This is a genomic window from Comamonas sp. Z1 (assembly GCF_008121555.1).
Classification (GTDB): Bacteria; Pseudomonadota; Gammaproteobacteria; order Burkholderiales; family Burkholderiaceae_C; genus Comamonas; species Comamonas thiooxydans.
In genome coordinates, this window is record NZ_VOQT01000001.1 from 130,600 (window position 1) to 145,560 (window position 14,961).

Annotated in this window: 12 protein-coding genes; 2 read left to right on the top strand and 10 right to left on the bottom strand. The window is 63.4% G+C overall.

Annotation, left to right across the window (positions count from 1 at the left end; genetic code table 11):
- Positions 1-25 precede the first annotated feature (25 nt).
- From FSY45_RS00605 to FSY45_RS00615, 3 genes are read right to left on the bottom strand one after another with little or no spacing between them, the layout of a single operon-like run.
- Positions 26-1,255 carry a CaiB/BaiF CoA-transferase family protein gene (locus FSY45_RS00605; RefSeq protein WP_046462110.1) on the bottom strand — a complete coding sequence of 410 codons (1,230 nt, stop codon included), beginning with the start codon at positions 1,253-1,255 and terminating at the stop codon, positions 26-28.
- Positions 1,252-2,499 carry a CaiB/BaiF CoA-transferase family protein gene (locus FSY45_RS00610; protein WP_046462109.1) on the bottom strand — a complete coding sequence of 416 codons (1,248 nt, stop codon included), beginning with the start codon at positions 2,497-2,499 and terminating at the stop codon, positions 1,252-1,254. Before FSY45_RS00610 ends, FSY45_RS00605 begins: the two co-directional genes overlap by 4 nt.
- The gene (locus FSY45_RS00615; RefSeq protein ID WP_046462108.1) at positions 2,496-3,482 is read right to left on the bottom strand and encodes a tripartite tricarboxylate transporter substrate binding protein; all 987 of its coding nucleotides are present in this window, start codon (positions 3,480-3,482) and stop codon (positions 2,496-2,498) included. Before FSY45_RS00615 ends, FSY45_RS00610 begins: the two co-directional genes overlap by 4 nt.
- 114 nt (positions 3,483-3,596) lie before the next feature.
- Here FSY45_RS00615 and FSY45_RS00620 point away from each other — a divergent pair, with 114 nt between their 5' ends.
- Positions 3,597-4,505, top strand: a complete 909-nt coding sequence (locus FSY45_RS00620; RefSeq protein WP_004340705.1) for a LysR substrate-binding domain-containing protein — start codon at positions 3,597-3,599, stop codon at positions 4,503-4,505.
- A 36-nt stretch (positions 4,506-4,541) separates the two neighbouring features.
- Here FSY45_RS00620 and dnaE read toward each other — a convergent pair whose 3' ends face one another.
- From dnaE to FSY45_RS00655, 7 genes are all read right to left on the bottom strand, one after another.
- Positions 4,542-7,952 (bottom strand): DNA polymerase III subunit alpha, encoded by a 3,411-nt coding sequence (dnaE, locus tag FSY45_RS00625; protein WP_046462107.1) that lies wholly within the window; start codon positions 7,950-7,952, stop codon positions 4,542-4,544.
- The gene (locus FSY45_RS00630) at positions 7,945-9,441 is read right to left on the bottom strand and encodes a hypothetical protein (RefSeq protein ID WP_052951093.1); all 1,497 of its coding nucleotides are present in this window, start codon (positions 9,439-9,441) and stop codon (positions 7,945-7,947) included. The genes dnaE and FSY45_RS00630 overlap by 8 nt, the downstream gene beginning before the upstream one ends.
- Position 9,442: 1 nt before the next feature.
- Complete coding sequence (gene imuA, locus FSY45_RS00635; protein WP_080944511.1) at positions 9,443-10,366, bottom strand: translesion DNA synthesis-associated protein ImuA; 924 nt, start codon at positions 10,364-10,366, stop codon at positions 9,443-9,445.
- 283 nt (positions 10,367-10,649) lie between these two features.
- Positions 10,650-12,002 (bottom strand): HD-GYP domain-containing protein, encoded by a 1,353-nt coding sequence (locus FSY45_RS00640; protein ID WP_046462106.1) that lies wholly within the window; start codon positions 12,000-12,002, stop codon positions 10,650-10,652.
- A 196-nt stretch (positions 12,003-12,198) separates the two neighbouring features.
- Positions 12,199-12,837, bottom strand: a complete 639-nt coding sequence (locus FSY45_RS00645; protein ID WP_003079436.1) for a 3-oxoacid CoA-transferase subunit B — start codon at positions 12,835-12,837, stop codon at positions 12,199-12,201.
- 30 nt (positions 12,838-12,867) lie between these two features.
- Positions 12,868-13,344, bottom strand: coding sequence for a DUF3806 domain-containing protein (locus FSY45_RS00650; protein ID WP_046462105.1), 477 nt, complete (start codon positions 13,342-13,344; stop codon positions 12,868-12,870).
- A 3-nt stretch (positions 13,345-13,347) separates the two neighbouring features.
- A complete protein-coding gene (locus FSY45_RS00655) occupies positions 13,348-14,046 on the bottom strand; it encodes a CoA transferase subunit A (protein WP_003079441.1) in 699 nt (232 codons plus the stop codon).
- Between the two features lie 74 nt (positions 14,047-14,120).
- Here FSY45_RS00655 and FSY45_RS00660 point away from each other — a divergent pair, with 74 nt between their 5' ends.
- Entirely contained in the window at positions 14,121-14,663 is a 543-nt protein-coding gene (locus FSY45_RS00660; RefSeq protein WP_003055436.1) for a PAS and helix-turn-helix domain-containing protein, read from the top strand.
- The last annotated feature ends 298 nt before the right edge of the window (positions 14,664-14,961 follow it).

Sequence of the window (14,961 nt, forward strand, 5' to 3'; positions counted from 1 at the left end):
TCTGTCTCCGCTTCTTACTGTTTGTTCAGCAGTCCTTCGACTGCAAGGCCGCAATGCGCGCGTCGTCCCAGCCCGCCTCGCGCAGCAATGCCTGTGTGTGCTCGCCCAGGCGCGGGGGCATGCCTATGGGTGGCTGGCTGCCGTTGATGCGCACGGACGAACGCGGAAATTTCACAACCCCCATCGCTGCGTCTTTCTTCTCGACAAAAAAGCCGGTGGCCTGCAAGTGCGGGTCATGGGGCAGATCGTCCATGCGTGTCACCGGGGCGGCTGGAATCTCCAGCTGTTCGCAGCTGGCCAGCCAATAGGCGGTGTCCTTTTGCGCCACGTAGCCGCTCATCGTCTCCAGCAGCTCAGCTATGTGCCGGGTGCGCATCGCCTGGGTGGCAAAGCGCTGGTCCTGTGCCAGCTGGGGCTGAGCGACGGCCGCAAAGAAACGGCGCCAGTGCGCATCGGTGTAAGGCATCAGGCAGACATGGCCGTCCAGCGTCCTGTAGGGCTTGCGCCAGGGCGCCATCACGCGCGGATAGCCCGCGCCACTCTGTGCGGGTGTGAAATGCATGCCGTAGAAATGCTCCACCAGGTTGAAGCCCGCCATGGTTTCGTACATGGGCACTTCCACATAACTGCCCTCGCCCCTGCGCTCGCGCTGGTACAGAGCCGCCAGCACCGCATGCGCGGCTACCAGAGCGCAGGTCTTGTCGGCCGCAATCGTGGGCAGATAGCGGGCCTCGCCCGTCTGGCGCTGCATGAGATCGGCCAGGCCACTCATGCCCTGGATCACGTCGTCATATGCAGGCTGTCCGGCATAAGGGCCGTCTTCGCCAAAACCGTGCAGGCCCACATAGATGAGGCGCGGGTATTGCTTGCGCAGACTGTCCGGATCGAGCCCGAGCCTGGCCAGCTTTTGCGGGCGCATGCTGTGCATGAGCACATCGGCGCCCTGCAACAGCGCATGCAGCGCGGCCTGCGCCTGCTCTTGCTTGAGGTCCAGCACCACACTTTTCTTGCTGCGATTGGAGCCCATGAACATTGCCGCCATGCCAGGCTCCAGCGCCGGGCCGGTGTGGCGCGTGGAGTCGCCCTGCGGCGGCTCGATCTTGATCACCTCGGCACCGTAGTCGGCCAGAACCTGGCTGGCCATGGGGCCGAAAATCACGCTGGAAAGGTCCAGTACCCGCACCCCTGACAATGCCCCCTGGGCTTGGTCCTGGCCCGCGATGCGCGTGTGCGTCAACGATTCCTGGCTGTTCATCCCAATACTCCGCTGTCCCGATAGGCCTGCATTTGCTGAACAGAGAGACCCAGATGGCGCTCCAGCAGCTCTTGTGTGTGCTGGCCCAGTTGAGGCGGTGCATGGCGGTACGTCACCGGTGTGTCCGACAAACGGATGGGACTGGCGACCAACGGCACCTGGCCCGCCTTGGGGTGTGTCATGGTGATCTGCATGCCGCGAGCCCTGACCTGCGGATCCTCGAACACCTCACGCACCGTGTTGATGGGGCCGCAAGGCACGGCATGCTGCTCCAGCAACTGCACCCAGGCCCTGGTGCTGCGCGTGAGCGTCACGCGGCGGATCATCTCCACCAGCTCGGCTCTATGGGCCAGCCGCGCCGCATTGCTCCGGAAGCGCTCGTCCTCGGCCCATTCGTCCCTGCCTGCCGCCTGGCAGAAACGGGCAAACTGGCCATCATTGCCCACGGCCAGAATCATGTGACCGTCTTCGGTCGGGAACTCCTGGTAGGGCACCGTGTTCGGATGTGCGTTGCCCATGCGCTGCGGCACCTGGTCCCCGTACAGATAGTTCATGCTCTGGTTGGCCAGACAGGCCACGCCGACATCGAGCAAAGCCAGATCTATGTGCTGGCCGCGCCCCGAATGCTCGCGGGCCTGCAGAGCCGCCAGAATCGCCGTGCTGGCATATAGCCCGGTGAGGATGTCGGTCAGCGCCACGCCCACCTTCATGGGACCGCCTCCAGGCTGGCCGTCGGCATGGCCCGAGATGCTCATCAGCCCCCCCATGCCCTGGATCAGAAAGTCATAGCCCGCACGGTGTGCATAGGGACCGTCCTGACCGAAGCCCGTGACCGAGCAGTAGACCAGACGCGGATTCAGGGCACTGAGGTTCGCGTAATCAAGCCCGTACTGCGCCAGACCGCCAGTCTTGAAGTTCTCGATCAGCACATCGCATCGGGCCGCCAGCTGACGCACGATCTCCTGGCCTTCGCCGCGGGTAAAGTCCACGGAAATCGACTGCTTGTTACGGTTGGTGCACATATAGTAGGCAGACTCCCCCGTGGGCAAGCCTTCGGGGTCGACCACATAGGGCGGCCCCCAGGCACGCGTGTCGTCACCGCTGCCGGGTCTTTCCACCTTGATCACCTCGGCGCCCAGATCACCCAGCGTCTGTGCCGCCCACGGGCCTGCCAGAACCCTTGAAAGATCAAGCACCTTGATGTGCTGCAGCGCCTGTGCCGGCTGGCTGTCATATGCCTTCATTGCAGGGGAACCTTGGCCTTGACGACGATGCGCTTCCACAGCGCGATTTCGTTCTTCTGGAATTCATGCATCTGTGCCGGGCCGCCGGTCATGGGAATGGCTCCCAGACGCTCGTAGAAGGCACGGGTTTCATCCATCTTCGAGATGGCGGTGAAAAGCTCGGCGAGCCTGGCAGTCTCTGCAGCCGGTGTCCTGGCGCTCACCATGGCACCCACCCAGGTGTAGGCCTCGAATCCGGGCAGGCCGGCCTCCGCGGCCGTGGGGATCTCGGGGGAAGTGCTCACGCGCTTGTCGGATGCCACCGCCAAAACCTTGACACGCCCTCCGCGGGCCAGTTCCTGCACTGCAGTGACTTCCGCGAAGGTGTAGTCCACCGTCCCTGAAGCGACTGCCGTGGTGGTTTCCCCCGCCCCCTTGAACGGGACATGCACGGTTTCGATCCTGGCAGCGTCGTTGAACAGCTCGCCCATCAGTTGATAGCCTGCCGAGCCGGCTCCGAAATTCACCTTCCCCGGGTTGGCCCTGGCATGGCTGATCAGACCCTTCAGGTCGGAGTAGGCAGCTTGGGGCATGACGGCCAGCATGGCCGGCGAGCGCATCATCATGGTCAGCGGCGCAAAGTCCGTTAACGGGTCGTAGGGCAGATGCCTGAACAGTGCCGCATTGACCGCCAGCGTCGAGTTGCTGCCGATGAATACGGTATAGCCATCGGCGGGCGCAGACAGCACCTGCTTGACAGCAATGAAGCCGTTGGCTCCTGCCTTGTTTTCGACGACCACGGGCTGGCCCGTGAGCTCCTGCAGCTTGCGCCCGAAATAGCGCGCCGAGGTGTCGGTGCCGCTGCCCGGACCGAAGGGCACGATGAGCTTGATCGGCTTGGCAGGAAAGCCCTGAGCCGGTGCCTGAGCCATGGAGGTCATGCCGACGCCGAGCAGGCCGCAGCCCAGCAGTGCCGCCAGCAGGTATCTGCGTGCTTGTTTCAAGTTTGTCTCCTGATACGGAATTGCTGCCGTGTTTTTCTTGTGAGCCCACTTTAGGCAGGCGTGGAATTAATGTCTAATATTAAAAATTTCGTTTCTGATATCGATTGAATATCAATGAATCTCAAGCAACTGCAGCAGTTCATTGCCCTGGCCGAAACCGGCAACTTTCACCGTGCCGCTGAGCAGCTGCATATGGCCCAGCCGCCGCTGTCCATCTCGATTCGCAAGCTGGAGGAGGAGCTGGGCAGCGCCTTGTTCGATCGCACCAGCACCGGCGTCGTGCTGACGCCTGCCGGCAAGGCCATGCTGGAGAGCGCACGCGCGACCCTGTTTCATGCCGAGCAATGCCGCCAGGCGGTGCGCGATACCAGGGAAGGCGTGGGCGGCCTGATCCGGCTGGGCTTTGTCGGTTCGGCCACCTACGAACTGCTGCCGCGCCTGATTCCCTCGTTTCGCGAGCGCTACCCCAAGGTAGGGCTGGAGTTCTACGAAGCGACCAGCGCCGAAATCCTCGAAGGGCTGGCAAGCCGGCGCTTCGATGCCGGCCTGCTGCGCTACCCCGTGCTCGAACTCGATGAGCGCATCGCGCTCACGCCGCTGGATCAGGACGAGTTCGTGCTGGCCGTCTCGGACAACAGTCCCCTGGCGCAGCGCGACGCTATCGCCCTGTCCGAGGCAGCTCATGAGCCTTTTGTGATGTATCCGCAGGACACGGTACCCAGCCTCGCCGCACTGGCCAAGCTACGCTGCCAGCAATCGGGCTTCACCCCTCGCATCGCCCAGGAGGCCATGCAGGTGCAGACCATCATGAGCCTGGTGGCTTCCGGCCTGGGCGTGGGTCTGGTCGCGGGCGTTTCGCATCTCGTTCAGCCGCGCGGCGTGAAGTGTTTGCCGCTGCTGGACAATCCTCCGGGCTTTCATGTGGGCATTGCGCTGGTGCATTCGCTCACGCCGGGCAGCCGGGCAGTGCAGACGCTCATTGAACATGCACTGCAATTTGCCAAGCTGCCGGCAGCGTCCTGAATTCGCAGCGGCCAGCGCGCACCAGCCTCGGCAGGCTCAATGAAAATCCCGGCTGTTCAGCCCGACCTCGGCAAACCGCCCCAGCCAGCGGGTCACATCCCTGGCCTTCATCACGACCAGATGGCGAACCGCAGGCTCATCCACTTTCTTGGCTGCAGGCATATTCCCTGCTGATTCCGGTGCCTCCAGTTGCGGGGCCGTGCTGCGCTGCCAGATGCCCTCCACGGCCAGCAGACGCGAGGCCAGCAACGCAGAGCGCCAGCGCGCAAAGGTCTGGCTCCAGACCACCAGGTTGATGACGCCGGTTTCGTCTTCCAGCGTGATGAACAGCGTGCCGTTGGCGGTAGGCGGGCGCTGGCGCACGGTAACGATGCCGCAGGCGCGGACCTTCTGGCCTGGCAGCATATGACGCAGCTCGGCTGCGGTCTTCAGCCCATGGCGCGCCAGCCTGGGACGCAGCAAGGCCAGCGGGTGGCGGCGCAGGCTCAGACCCGTGGCGGCATAGTCGAACATGATTTCCTCGCCCTCGGCGGCCTGGGGCAGCTCAAGTCCTGGCTCATGAATCGCGGCCTGCGCAAAAATAGGCGGCAGGCTGGCCTGCGCAGCAGCATCCCACATCTGCTGGCGACGGTGACCGGCCAGGCTGCGCAGCGCATCCGCTGCGGCCAGGGCTTCCATATCCGCCTTGTCCAACCGGGCTCGCATGGCCAGATCGCTCACGTCCTTCCAGGCAGCCTGCGCAGCTTCACCCTCGATTCGCAGCGCTGCGGCCTTGCCCAGCCTGGCAACCCGGTTCAGCCCCAGGCGCACGGCCGGCTGGGGCTGGGCCACGCCGCGCATGGCTTGCAAAGGGGCTTCCAGCGTGCAATGCCAGTGGCTATGACAGACATCGACGGGCAGCACGCGCACTCCGTGTCGGCGTGCATCCTGTACCAGTTGGGACGGCGAATAAAAACCCATGGGCTGGGCATTGAGCAGCGCCTGCAGAAAGATGGCCGGCTCATGGCGCTTGAGCCAGGCGCTCGCATAGGCCAGCAGCGCAAAGCTGTAGGCATGACTTTCGGGGAAGCCATATTCGCCAAAGCCCAGCATCTGCGCAAAGATGGCCTGAGCGAATTCCAGCTTGTAACCACGCGCCACCATACCGTCGATCAATGGGCGCTCGAACTTGTGTACGCCGCCCTTGCGCTTCCAGGCCGCCATGGAGCGGCGCAGCTCATCAGCCTTGCCGGCCGAAAACTTGGCAGCATCCATGGCGATCTGCATCACCTGCTCCTGGAAAATGGGCACGCCCAAGGTGCGCTTGAGCGCATTTGCAAGCTCCGGCTTCTCAAGCTTGAGCGGCAGCTTGCGGCGCGCGCGCTCACGTGCCAGCAAATAGGGATGGACCATGCCGCCTTGAATCGGGCCGGGGCGCACGATGGCAACCTCAACCACCAAGTCATAGAAAGTGCGCGGCTGCAGGCGCGGCAGCATGCTCATCTGGGCGCGGCTTTCGATCTGGAAAGTACCCACGGTATCGGCCTGGCAGATCATCTCGTAGGTCGCGGCATCCTCCTGCGGAATCTGGTGCAGCCCCCATGGTTCGCCACGCCAGCGGGCGCGCTCGTTCAAGGCATTGCGCAACATGGTGAGCATGCCCAGGGCCAGCACATCGACCTTGAGCAAGCCCACGACATCGAGATCGTCCTTGTCCCACTGAATGACGGAGCGCTTGGCCATCGTGGCGGGCTCCACGGGCACCAGGCGCGTGAGCTTACCCTCGGTCAGCACAAAGCCGCCCACATGCTGGCTGAGGTGGCGCGGGCTGTCCCTGAGCTGCCAGGCCAGCTCTATCCAGAGGCGCAGCCGATGCGCGCCCACAGCACAATTCATTTCGCTCGCCAGCACCTCGGCTTCCTGGAGCTTGCGCTGCCCCCAGTCTTCGGGCAAAGCTTCGGGCGCCTGGTCCTCCTCTGCCGAATCGGCCGCCTCGGCATGCGTCTGTGCTTGCGCCTGGGCATGTTCGCTGAACCAATACTGCCCCTTGGCCAGGGCATCGATCAGATCGGCAGGCAGGCCCAGCGCCTTGCCCACATCGCGCAGCGCGCTACGGCTGCGCCAGCAACTGACCACGGCCGTGAGCGCGGCGCGGTCGCGCCCGTATTTGTCGTAGATGTACTGGATGACCTCTTCACGCCGCGCATGCTCGAAGTCCACATCGATATCGGGCGGCTCGCTGCGCTCCTTGCTGATAAAGCGCTCGAACAGCAGATTGTTGTTTTCCGGATCTACCGCCGTAATGCCCAGGCAGTAGCAGACCGCAGAATTGGCCGCCGATCCGCGCCCCTGGCAGAGAATGCCGACGCTGCGCGCATAGCGCACGATGTCATGCACGGTGAGAAAGTACATCTCGTACTTCTGATCCTCGATCAGCGCCAGCTCTTTGTGCAATTGATCGTGCACGTTCTCGGGAATGCCCTGGGGATAGCGTCCCGCCGCGCCATCCCAGGTCAGCCAGGCCAGGGTCTGCGTGGCCGTCATGCCGGGCAGCACGCTCTCCTGAGGATAGTGGTAGCGGATCTCGTCCAGGCTGAAGCTGCAGCGCCCGGCCAGCTCCAGCGTCGCCTCCAGCATGACCCTGGGATAGAGCGAAGCCAGCCGCAGACGCGAGCGCAGATGCCGCTCGGCATTGGGCTGCAGCGCAAAGCCGCATTCGGCCACGGTGCGCCCCAGGCGTATTGCCGTGACCACATCCTGCAGCGGCTTGCGCGAGCGCGCATGCATATGGACATCGCCGCAGGCCAGCAGCGGCAGGCCCAGCACCACGCCAGCCTGCTGCAGGGTCTGCAGCCACAGGCTGTCGTCGGGCGCCAGATGCAGCTCCACACCCACCCACAGGATATTTGTCGAAAAATGCGCTGCAACGTTTTCCAGACAAGCGGTTACAGCTATCAAATCCGATGCATCGAGCTGCTCGCGCTGCGGCAGCAGCAGACATTCGCAGCCTTGCTGCAGCAGCTGCCAGGGACTGGATTCATCGACCAGATACTCCCCTTTGGCAGCCCGGCTGCGTGCAACGGTGATGAATTCACAGAGATTGCCCCAGCCTTGCAGATCACGCACCAGCACCACGATCCTGAGCGGGCCCCAGGCGAATTCGCTGCCATGGATCAGGTGCAGGTCGCTGTCCCGCGCCGCCTCATGAGCGCGCACGGCACCGGCTACCGAGCATTCATCGGTCAGCGCCAGCGCCGCATAGCCCAGGCTTTTGGCCCGGTGCACCAGCTCGGCCGGTGATGAAGCACCGCGCAGGAAGCTGAAGTGCGAGAGACAGTGCAGCTCGGCATAGGCCAGCGGCCCTCTGTCCATGCCCTGGGCCACGGGGCTGGCCGGTACAGCGGCAGGCGGCGGCCCTGCGAGACGCAGTGCGGGAGCGGGCAGCTCGGCCGTGATCTGCTCAGCCATACACGCCTTGCGCAAACCAGCTGGCGGGGCTGGCTGTCATGCTCATCAGGTGTTCGCTACGGGCGCGCTCGCGGTAAATCCAGACATGGCCGACCACGGCGTTATAGGCCACGAAATAGTCACGCACGGCCAGGCCGGCCGGCGCGCCGGCCTGGGCATCGCCAGCCGCATCCCACCAGCCGGACTCCAGCCTGTAGGGCCCGGCCCTGAGCTGCAGCGGCCCATGCCATTGGGGACGATTGCCCTGCACGGGCAAGGCCTGGGGCTTGGACAGCAGCCAGGGCGGCCACAGGGCTTGCCAGGGGTCGGCACAGCCGGTCTGACGGCGTGGCCCGAAGCCGGCTCCCACCTCGGCCCTGGCGCTAGCCCTGGTGCCGCCTGGCTTCTGGCTCTGCAGCAGCTTCGCCGCAGCTTGCCAGCACTGCATCTGCTCGGGCCGGTGATCGGCCAGCGGCCGCACCATTTGCACGGCTTCCTCGCCCCAGCGGGCGCTCAGGCGCTCCACCCATTCATGCCAGGCCAGGCTGTCCGACGGGCTCTGGCCCTGGACGGCAGGCAGACAGCTCAGCGGCTCTGCCGCCCAGGCAACCGTCTCCAGCGCCTGCAACTCCAGCATGTCCACGGGGGCGCGCCAGCGCTGCTGACCCAGGTGCTCACGCAACAGGCGCTGCAAATGCGCCATACCCTGCGTGGGCTGGGCCGTGCGGATGACAAGCGCTTCCCAGGCCGGTAGCTCCTGGCCGTCGATACGACGCAGATCATGGTGCCAGCGCAATCGCAGCGCCAGCACCGCATGGTGACGGGCCTGCAACCAGGACTGCAGCGCGCGCAACAGCGGCTGCGCGGCATGGAGCACGGCATCGGCATGGTGAGCCGGATAACCCAGGTCGTGGCGCAGCAGGAATTGCTGGGGCAGTTGCAGCCACTCAAGCGGCTGGGGCCGCAGACCATAGGCCTCGTCGAGCGCACGCAAGGCCTTGGCTCCAATGCGGCGCGACAGTCCCGCGCGCGGCAGTGCGCGCACATCGCCCCAGCTACGGCAGCCCAGGCGCAGCAGCACGGAGCTGTGCTGCTCCAGGGAGCTCAGCGTCCATAGCGGCAGCGCATCGGCATGCAGCGATGACTCGGACATGGACAGGGAAACAGGGACGGAGCCGCAAGGCCGGCCCTGCTGCAGCCGCAGCCGTGCCAAAGCCTGCCAGGCCGTGCCGCCCTGTCCGCGCAGCGGCTGCAATGCCGCATCGCCGCCCCCGGACTCCGGGGGGTCAGCCTGACAAGCTTGCGCAAAAGCACTGTCCAGCCGCGCCAGCAAGACCTCGGCTCCGCCCCAAAGACGCTGCACCATGCTGGTCTCCATGAGCAAGGCGTCTTCGAGCAAGGCCACACGCGGCGAGAACTCCAGCGCCCACCAGCAGGAACTCTCGGGCACCGGGCTTGACTCGCTCAGGCAGGCCAGAGGCCAGGCCATCCAGTGCTCTGCACTGCCCATCTCATGCCTCCGTCATCCAAGGCGAGGCCGTTGCAGGAGCGGCGGCTGTCATGCGCCCTTGCATGAGCATGGCAGCCTCCTCGCTCTGGCGCGCATGTCTTTGGGCCTGCGCCTGCAGCACGGGCTGCCAGGCCCACTGCGAAAGCGCGAGCTGTATGGGGCGCTCCAGCAAAGGCCCACGGCGCTTGAGTATCTGTATCTGCAAATCCGGCGTCTGCTGGGCAGCGGAGTCTGCCGTGACTCTCTCCAGCCTCAACCGCAATGCGGCGGGAGAGCTGTGCGGCTCGGCCTGCAGCTCCTGCCATAGCCACAGAGGCCGGCCCTGCGAAGCGGCAGCCAGCTGCAAGCGGCGCAGCGTGGACGCTGGAAGTTCGGGCAGCCAGGCCAGCACCGCCAGCACATCCCGGCAATGCAGAGCCTGCTCGCAGGCCCAGGCCAGATCCTGGGCACTGCGCCCCGGCTGCACCGCGCACAGCCGCTTCGCGTCAATACCGGCGGCCTGCAAGGCCGGAGCAAAAGGCAGATAGGGTGGCGCCACCAGCACCAGTTGCCCCATCCGCGAATCCCCGAGTGAAGCCGCATGCTGCTGGACACGGGCGGCCAGCGCGGGCAACAGCAAGGCCCACTCAGCATGACAGTGCGCGGGTTGCTGCAGCTGAATCAAGGCATTGCCGGGCCAGCCGCCGCCCGGCAGCTCGGCATCCAGCGCAGCATGGCCGCTGGGCCAGACCTGAGGGCCGGCGCCGGCCTGCCAGTCCGTGCCGCGCCAGACACCTGGAATCCGTATGGCGGACAAAGGCAGGCTGCCCGCAACGGGCAGACCCGGCCGCATGCCCTGCTCTGCACCTGTTTGCTGCCGGACAGACTCCGTCATGCCGGGCGGTGAGCCAGGATGGGCCAAGGATGTCAGGGGCTGGGTGTGCATGCGAAAGCTCTTGAATACTGTACAAATATACAGTTATTCAAGTTTCCGCGCAAAACAAGGTCTTAATATCGGTAGCAGATACGGTCGACTCTTGTAGATTGGACGTCGTGCGCTATCAAAAATACTTCTTCAGGATGGCGCAAGCAGACGCAGCAAAGCACGCCGCGCTGCGGCGTGATGCACAGAGTTTTGAAGAAATACCGGTTTGGCGCCTGTCAATCAAGCGCCTGCCGCTATCAGACTTGAGGCCAGCCGTCCCAGGCAAAACTCGCAGTCAATGCCTTCAATTGAGCGACTGCCTGTCGGCATTCATGGCCGAGCTGCGGCCGGCCTGCGGCATCAGCTGAGCACAGGCCTCGCACCATTCGGCCACGGCGACTTCCAGCGTGGAGCCGCCCTGCCCCAGCGTGGGCCAGCGGCGCAGGCAGTCGTTCATGATGGCCTGCAACTGCCACAGGGCCTCGCGGTTGACCAGGGCCAGCTCACTCATGCCCAGGGCATCATCCTTGAAATAGCTCAGCACGTCCAGCTGCTGGCTGGGGTGAGAGCCTGCCTCGGCCAGCTGTTTCTGCAGTTGCGCAAGACTGGCTTCCACGGCCACCGCCGCCTGCGCATCGGGCATTTGCTGCCAGTGCTCGGGAAACTCGCACCTGAGTTCGCTCCATTTGCGCAGCGCAGCCTCCAGGGCCGCAATGCTGTGGGAGAACTCGGCCTGCAGCGGCGCCAGCGGCTTGCCGGGACTGATTTCGTCGTAGAGCAGCGGCAAAATCAGGTGCACCAGATCAGCCGGATAGCTCTTGTGGTTCATGCGCAGCATGAGCGACAGGCGCTGGCCAGGCATGTCCGTGAATTTCTCGAAGAAGGCCGAGACCACCTCGGCCAGCAACAGCACCTGACCCATGGGAGAAATGGCGTTGCCCTTGATGCCGCGCGGATAGCCGGAACCATCCATGCGCTCATGGTGCTCGAGCACGGCGATTTCCACGGCGCGCGAATACAGTTCTGTACTGCGCACCACCAGCATGGCCGTGACGGAATGCGCGACCAAATGCTTGCGTTCCTCGCCGCTCAAGCGGTGGTCCGGGTCGGTCCAGACCGGGTCCATATAGAGCATGCCTACATCGTGCAGCAGCGCGGCCGTGGCCAACGGCACGCATTCGCGCTCGGTCCAGCCGTTCTTGAGTGCCAGAAAGATCGCCACCAGCGTCATCTGCAGGCTGTGCTGGTAGAGGTCGGAGCGCTGCTCGCGCATGACGGTGAGCTTGAAGGCAATGGCCTGAGGCAGCAGCAAGCTCTTGAGCGGTGCCAGCAGACGCTCGACATCACCGATGGACGCCACCATGCGATGCAGCAGATCGACCTGCTCGCATTGCTGGCGCGCCAGAGCGACCAGGGATGCCACGTCGACCAGGTCGCCCGTGATCAGGTTGGCATCGATGGGGTCACGCAGCTTGTGCATGACCAGACGGTCATAGAGACGACTGTCAACACGTGTGCCTTTGTCCACCAATTTCATGCCCTTGTCGGTATAGATTGCATCGCCTGTCATGACCTCCGTATGCTCGGCCATATCGGTGACTGCGCGCAAAAAATGTACATCGGTCTCGTGCCCCTGCGCACCAGCGTTCTCACTCATCAAAGCGCTCTTTTTCTGTCTGCTCAATCAAACTCGATTGTTGCAGATTGCAATAATTTGTGGGCCACAATTAAAGCAAAAACAGCTTACATCGCTTGTTCTATCAACTCCGGTAGCTATTAATTCTGCTGATTCCGCAGAAAAAGCATAAAAAAAGAACCGCCGCAGCGGTTCTTGCCCGGGAGCGCAGCGCCGCTTATTTCAGCAGCGTCACACCGGTCTTGGACTGGATCTCGTCAAAGCTCACGCCCTCGGCCAGCTCCACCAGCTTCAGGCCCTCGGGTGTCACGTCCATCACACCCAGATCGGTGATGATGCGATCAACCACGCCGAGCCCCGTCAGCGGCAGGGTGCAGCTGGGCAGAATCTTCAGGTCGGTCGTGCCGTCCTTTTTCTTGGCCACATGTTCCATGAGCACGATGACGCGCTTGACGCCCGCCACCAGGTCCATGGCTCCGCCCATGCCCTTGACCATCTTGCCGGGAATCATCCAGTTGGCCAGATCGCCTTTTTCGGACACCTGCATGGCGCCCAGAATGGACAGATTGATCTTGCCGCCGCGGATCATGGCAAACGACTGGTCGGAGCCGAAGATGGCCGAGCCGGGAAGCGTGGTCACGGTCTGCTTGCCGGCGTTGATCAGGTCGGCGTCGACCTGGTCTTCGGTCGGGAAGGGGCCGATGCCCAGCATGCCGTTCTCGGACTGCAGCCACACTTCCTTGTCGCCCGTATGGTTGGCCACCAGCGTGGGAATGCCGATACCGAGGTTGACGTAGAAACCGTCTTCGAGTTCTTGGGCCGCGCGCGCGGCCATCTGGTCTTGGGTCCAGGGCATAAGAGCCTCCTGAATAAATCTTGATTGACGTTATTGGTAGTCGCCGGAGTCGATCATGGGCTGCAGGTGCGAAATCACACCATCGAGCAAGTGCAGCAGATCGACGCTCTGGCCGTCTTCGAGCCGTTTGAGGACCATGTCGCGAGCCCCCACCTGGATGCTGGTTTCGCGGTAGCGCACAACGGGGTCGGTTCCCCAGTCGTCGCTCACCATATGCCAGTCCATATCGTCCATTTCGCAGCTCAGCGCGTCCCCCAGCACCACACCCAATCCTCGGGCCAGCAGCAGGTTGTCGGCCGACACTAGGCCACGATCGAGCAGCGGCTGCAACTGACCCAGGCCAGAGCGATCCATGCTCCAGTCGCTCAGCCCCAGTTCACGGGCCGCGACCTGGCACACCAGCAAGCGTTCGCGCTCCAGTTGCTCCAGTTCCTGCGCAGCCAGCGCACGAAAGACCGGTACGTCGGCCTGGGCGGCAGCCTCGGGCGAATAGGACGTATCCGCCATGTTTCAGGCTTCGCGCACGGTGCGCTTTTCGATGCGCTTTTCGGGATTGGCGTTGTGCACGATGCGGTGCACATAGATGCCGGGCAGATGGATGTCGTCGGGAGCGATCTCGCCCACTTCCACCAACTCCTCGACCTCCACCACGCAGACCTTGCCGCAGGTGGCTGCCGCAGGGTTGAAGTTGCGCGCCGTCAGGCGGAACTGCAGATTGCCGCTCTTGTCCGCGCGCCAGGCCTTGACCAGGGACACATCGGCCACGATCGCGTGCTCCATCACATAGGTCTCGCCATCGAATTCGCGCAATTCCTTGCCCTCGGCCACCAGCGTGCCCACACCGGTCTTGGTGAAGAAGGCGGGAATACCGGCGCCGCCGGCGCGCATCTTCTCGGCCAGCGTGCCCTGAGGCGTGAACTCCAGCTCCAGCTCACCGGCCAGGTACTGGCGCTCGAACTCCTTGTTCTCGCCCACATAGCTGGAGATCATCTTCTTGACCTGGCGGGTGTCCAGCAGCTTGCCCAGACCAAAGCCGTCCACGCCGGCGTTGTTGGATGCCACCGTGAGGTTCTTGACGCCGCTGGCGCAAACCGCATCGATCAGGGCCTCGGGAATGCCGCACAGGCCGAAGCCGCCAACGGCCAGCAATTGCCCGTCGGACACCACGCCCTGCAGCGCCGCTTCTGCGGATGGGTAGAGCTTTTTCACACATGTCTCCTTGAAATTGGATGCGCTACGATACTACGTACTTGAGTAAGTAGTTTTTCGTAAAGAGCAGTACCATGGTTGTGGATTACCGGCTGGCGTTCGACGCCGCCCCTGTAGGTCTCGTCATCTCGCGCAACCGCATCATGATTGACTGTAATCGGCAATTGTGTGAAATGTTCCATGCATCGCGCGAAGTACTCATAGGACAGACCTTTCAGGTGCTTTATCCCAGCGTTGACGAATACGAGCGCCTGGGCGCGCGCATTGCCCCGATTCTCAACACCACAGGCATCTATTCCGACAACCGCATCATGAAGCGCGCCAATGGCGAGGTGTTCTGGTGTCATGTCAGCGGCCGCACGCTGGACCGAAACGATCCCCATGCCTCGGGCATCTGGAGCTTCGAGGACCTCTCGGCCCATCGCCCCGTCAAGGCCGAGCTCACAGGCCGCGAACGCGAAGTCGCTGCGCGCCTTCTCGAAGGCATGACCAGCAAGGAAATCGGCAAGGCACTGGCCATCAGTCATCGCACCGTGGAAATCTACCGCGCCCGGCTGATGCGCAAATACGGCGCCTCCACCGCAGCCGATCTGGTGCACAAGCTGGTAGCCGGCTGAGCCGCTGCCACAGCTGAGGCCAGGTAGGTCAACGACCTGATTTGATGGCTCATGCTTGTGTAAACAGGCAGGCTCGCATACGCTCAAAAAGTCACAGTCTCAGTCACTTTGCGAAGTATCTGAACCCGACTTTGCGTCGGCTCAAGACTCGACCCATATTTCTTCCTATGGCGCTGCTTAGTAATTTCAATAGCACAACACGCCCTTCAAGCCAGCCGCGCACCGATAATTCATCTCAACCAATCGCAAATAGCTATTGAGTTGAATTTATTGATATCAATCATTGATTGATATCTGT

What these genes read in the sequence shown, in the direction of transcription:
- FSY45_RS00605 (WP_046462110.1), bottom strand. Translation starts at nt 1,255, where the DNA reads ATGAACAGCCAGGAATCGTTGACGCACACGCGCATCGCGGGCCAGGAC.
- FSY45_RS00645 (WP_003079436.1), bottom strand. Translation starts at nt 12,837, where the DNA reads ATGCCCTGGACCCAAGACCAGATGGCCGCGCGCGCGGCCCAAGAACTC.
- FSY45_RS00610 (WP_046462109.1), bottom strand. Translation starts at nt 2,499, where the DNA reads ATGAAGGCATATGACAGCCAGCCGGCACAGGCGCTGCAGCACATCAAG.
- imuA (WP_080944511.1), bottom strand. Translation starts at nt 10,366, where the DNA reads ATGCACACCCAGCCCCTGACATCCTTGGCCCATCCTGGCTCACCGCCC.
- FSY45_RS00630 (WP_052951093.1), bottom strand. Translation starts at nt 9,441, where the DNA reads ATGGGCAGTGCAGAGCACTGGATGGCCTGGCCTCTGGCCTGCCTGAGC.
- FSY45_RS00640 (WP_046462106.1), bottom strand. Translation starts at nt 12,002, where the DNA reads ATGAGTGAGAACGCTGGTGCGCAGGGGCACGAGACCGATGTACATTTT.
- dnaE (WP_046462107.1), bottom strand. Translation starts at nt 7,952, where the DNA reads ATGGCTGAGCAGATCACGGCCGAGCTGCCCGCTCCCGCACTGCGTCTC.
- FSY45_RS00620 (WP_004340705.1), top strand. Translation starts at nt 3,597, where the DNA reads ATGAATCTCAAGCAACTGCAGCAGTTCATTGCCCTGGCCGAAACCGGC.
- FSY45_RS00650 (WP_046462105.1), bottom strand. Translation starts at nt 13,344, where the DNA reads ATGGCGGATACGTCCTATTCGCCCGAGGCTGCCGCCCAGGCCGACGTA.
- FSY45_RS00660 (WP_003055436.1), top strand. Translation starts at nt 14,121, where the DNA reads ATGGTTGTGGATTACCGGCTGGCGTTCGACGCCGCCCCTGTAGGTCTC.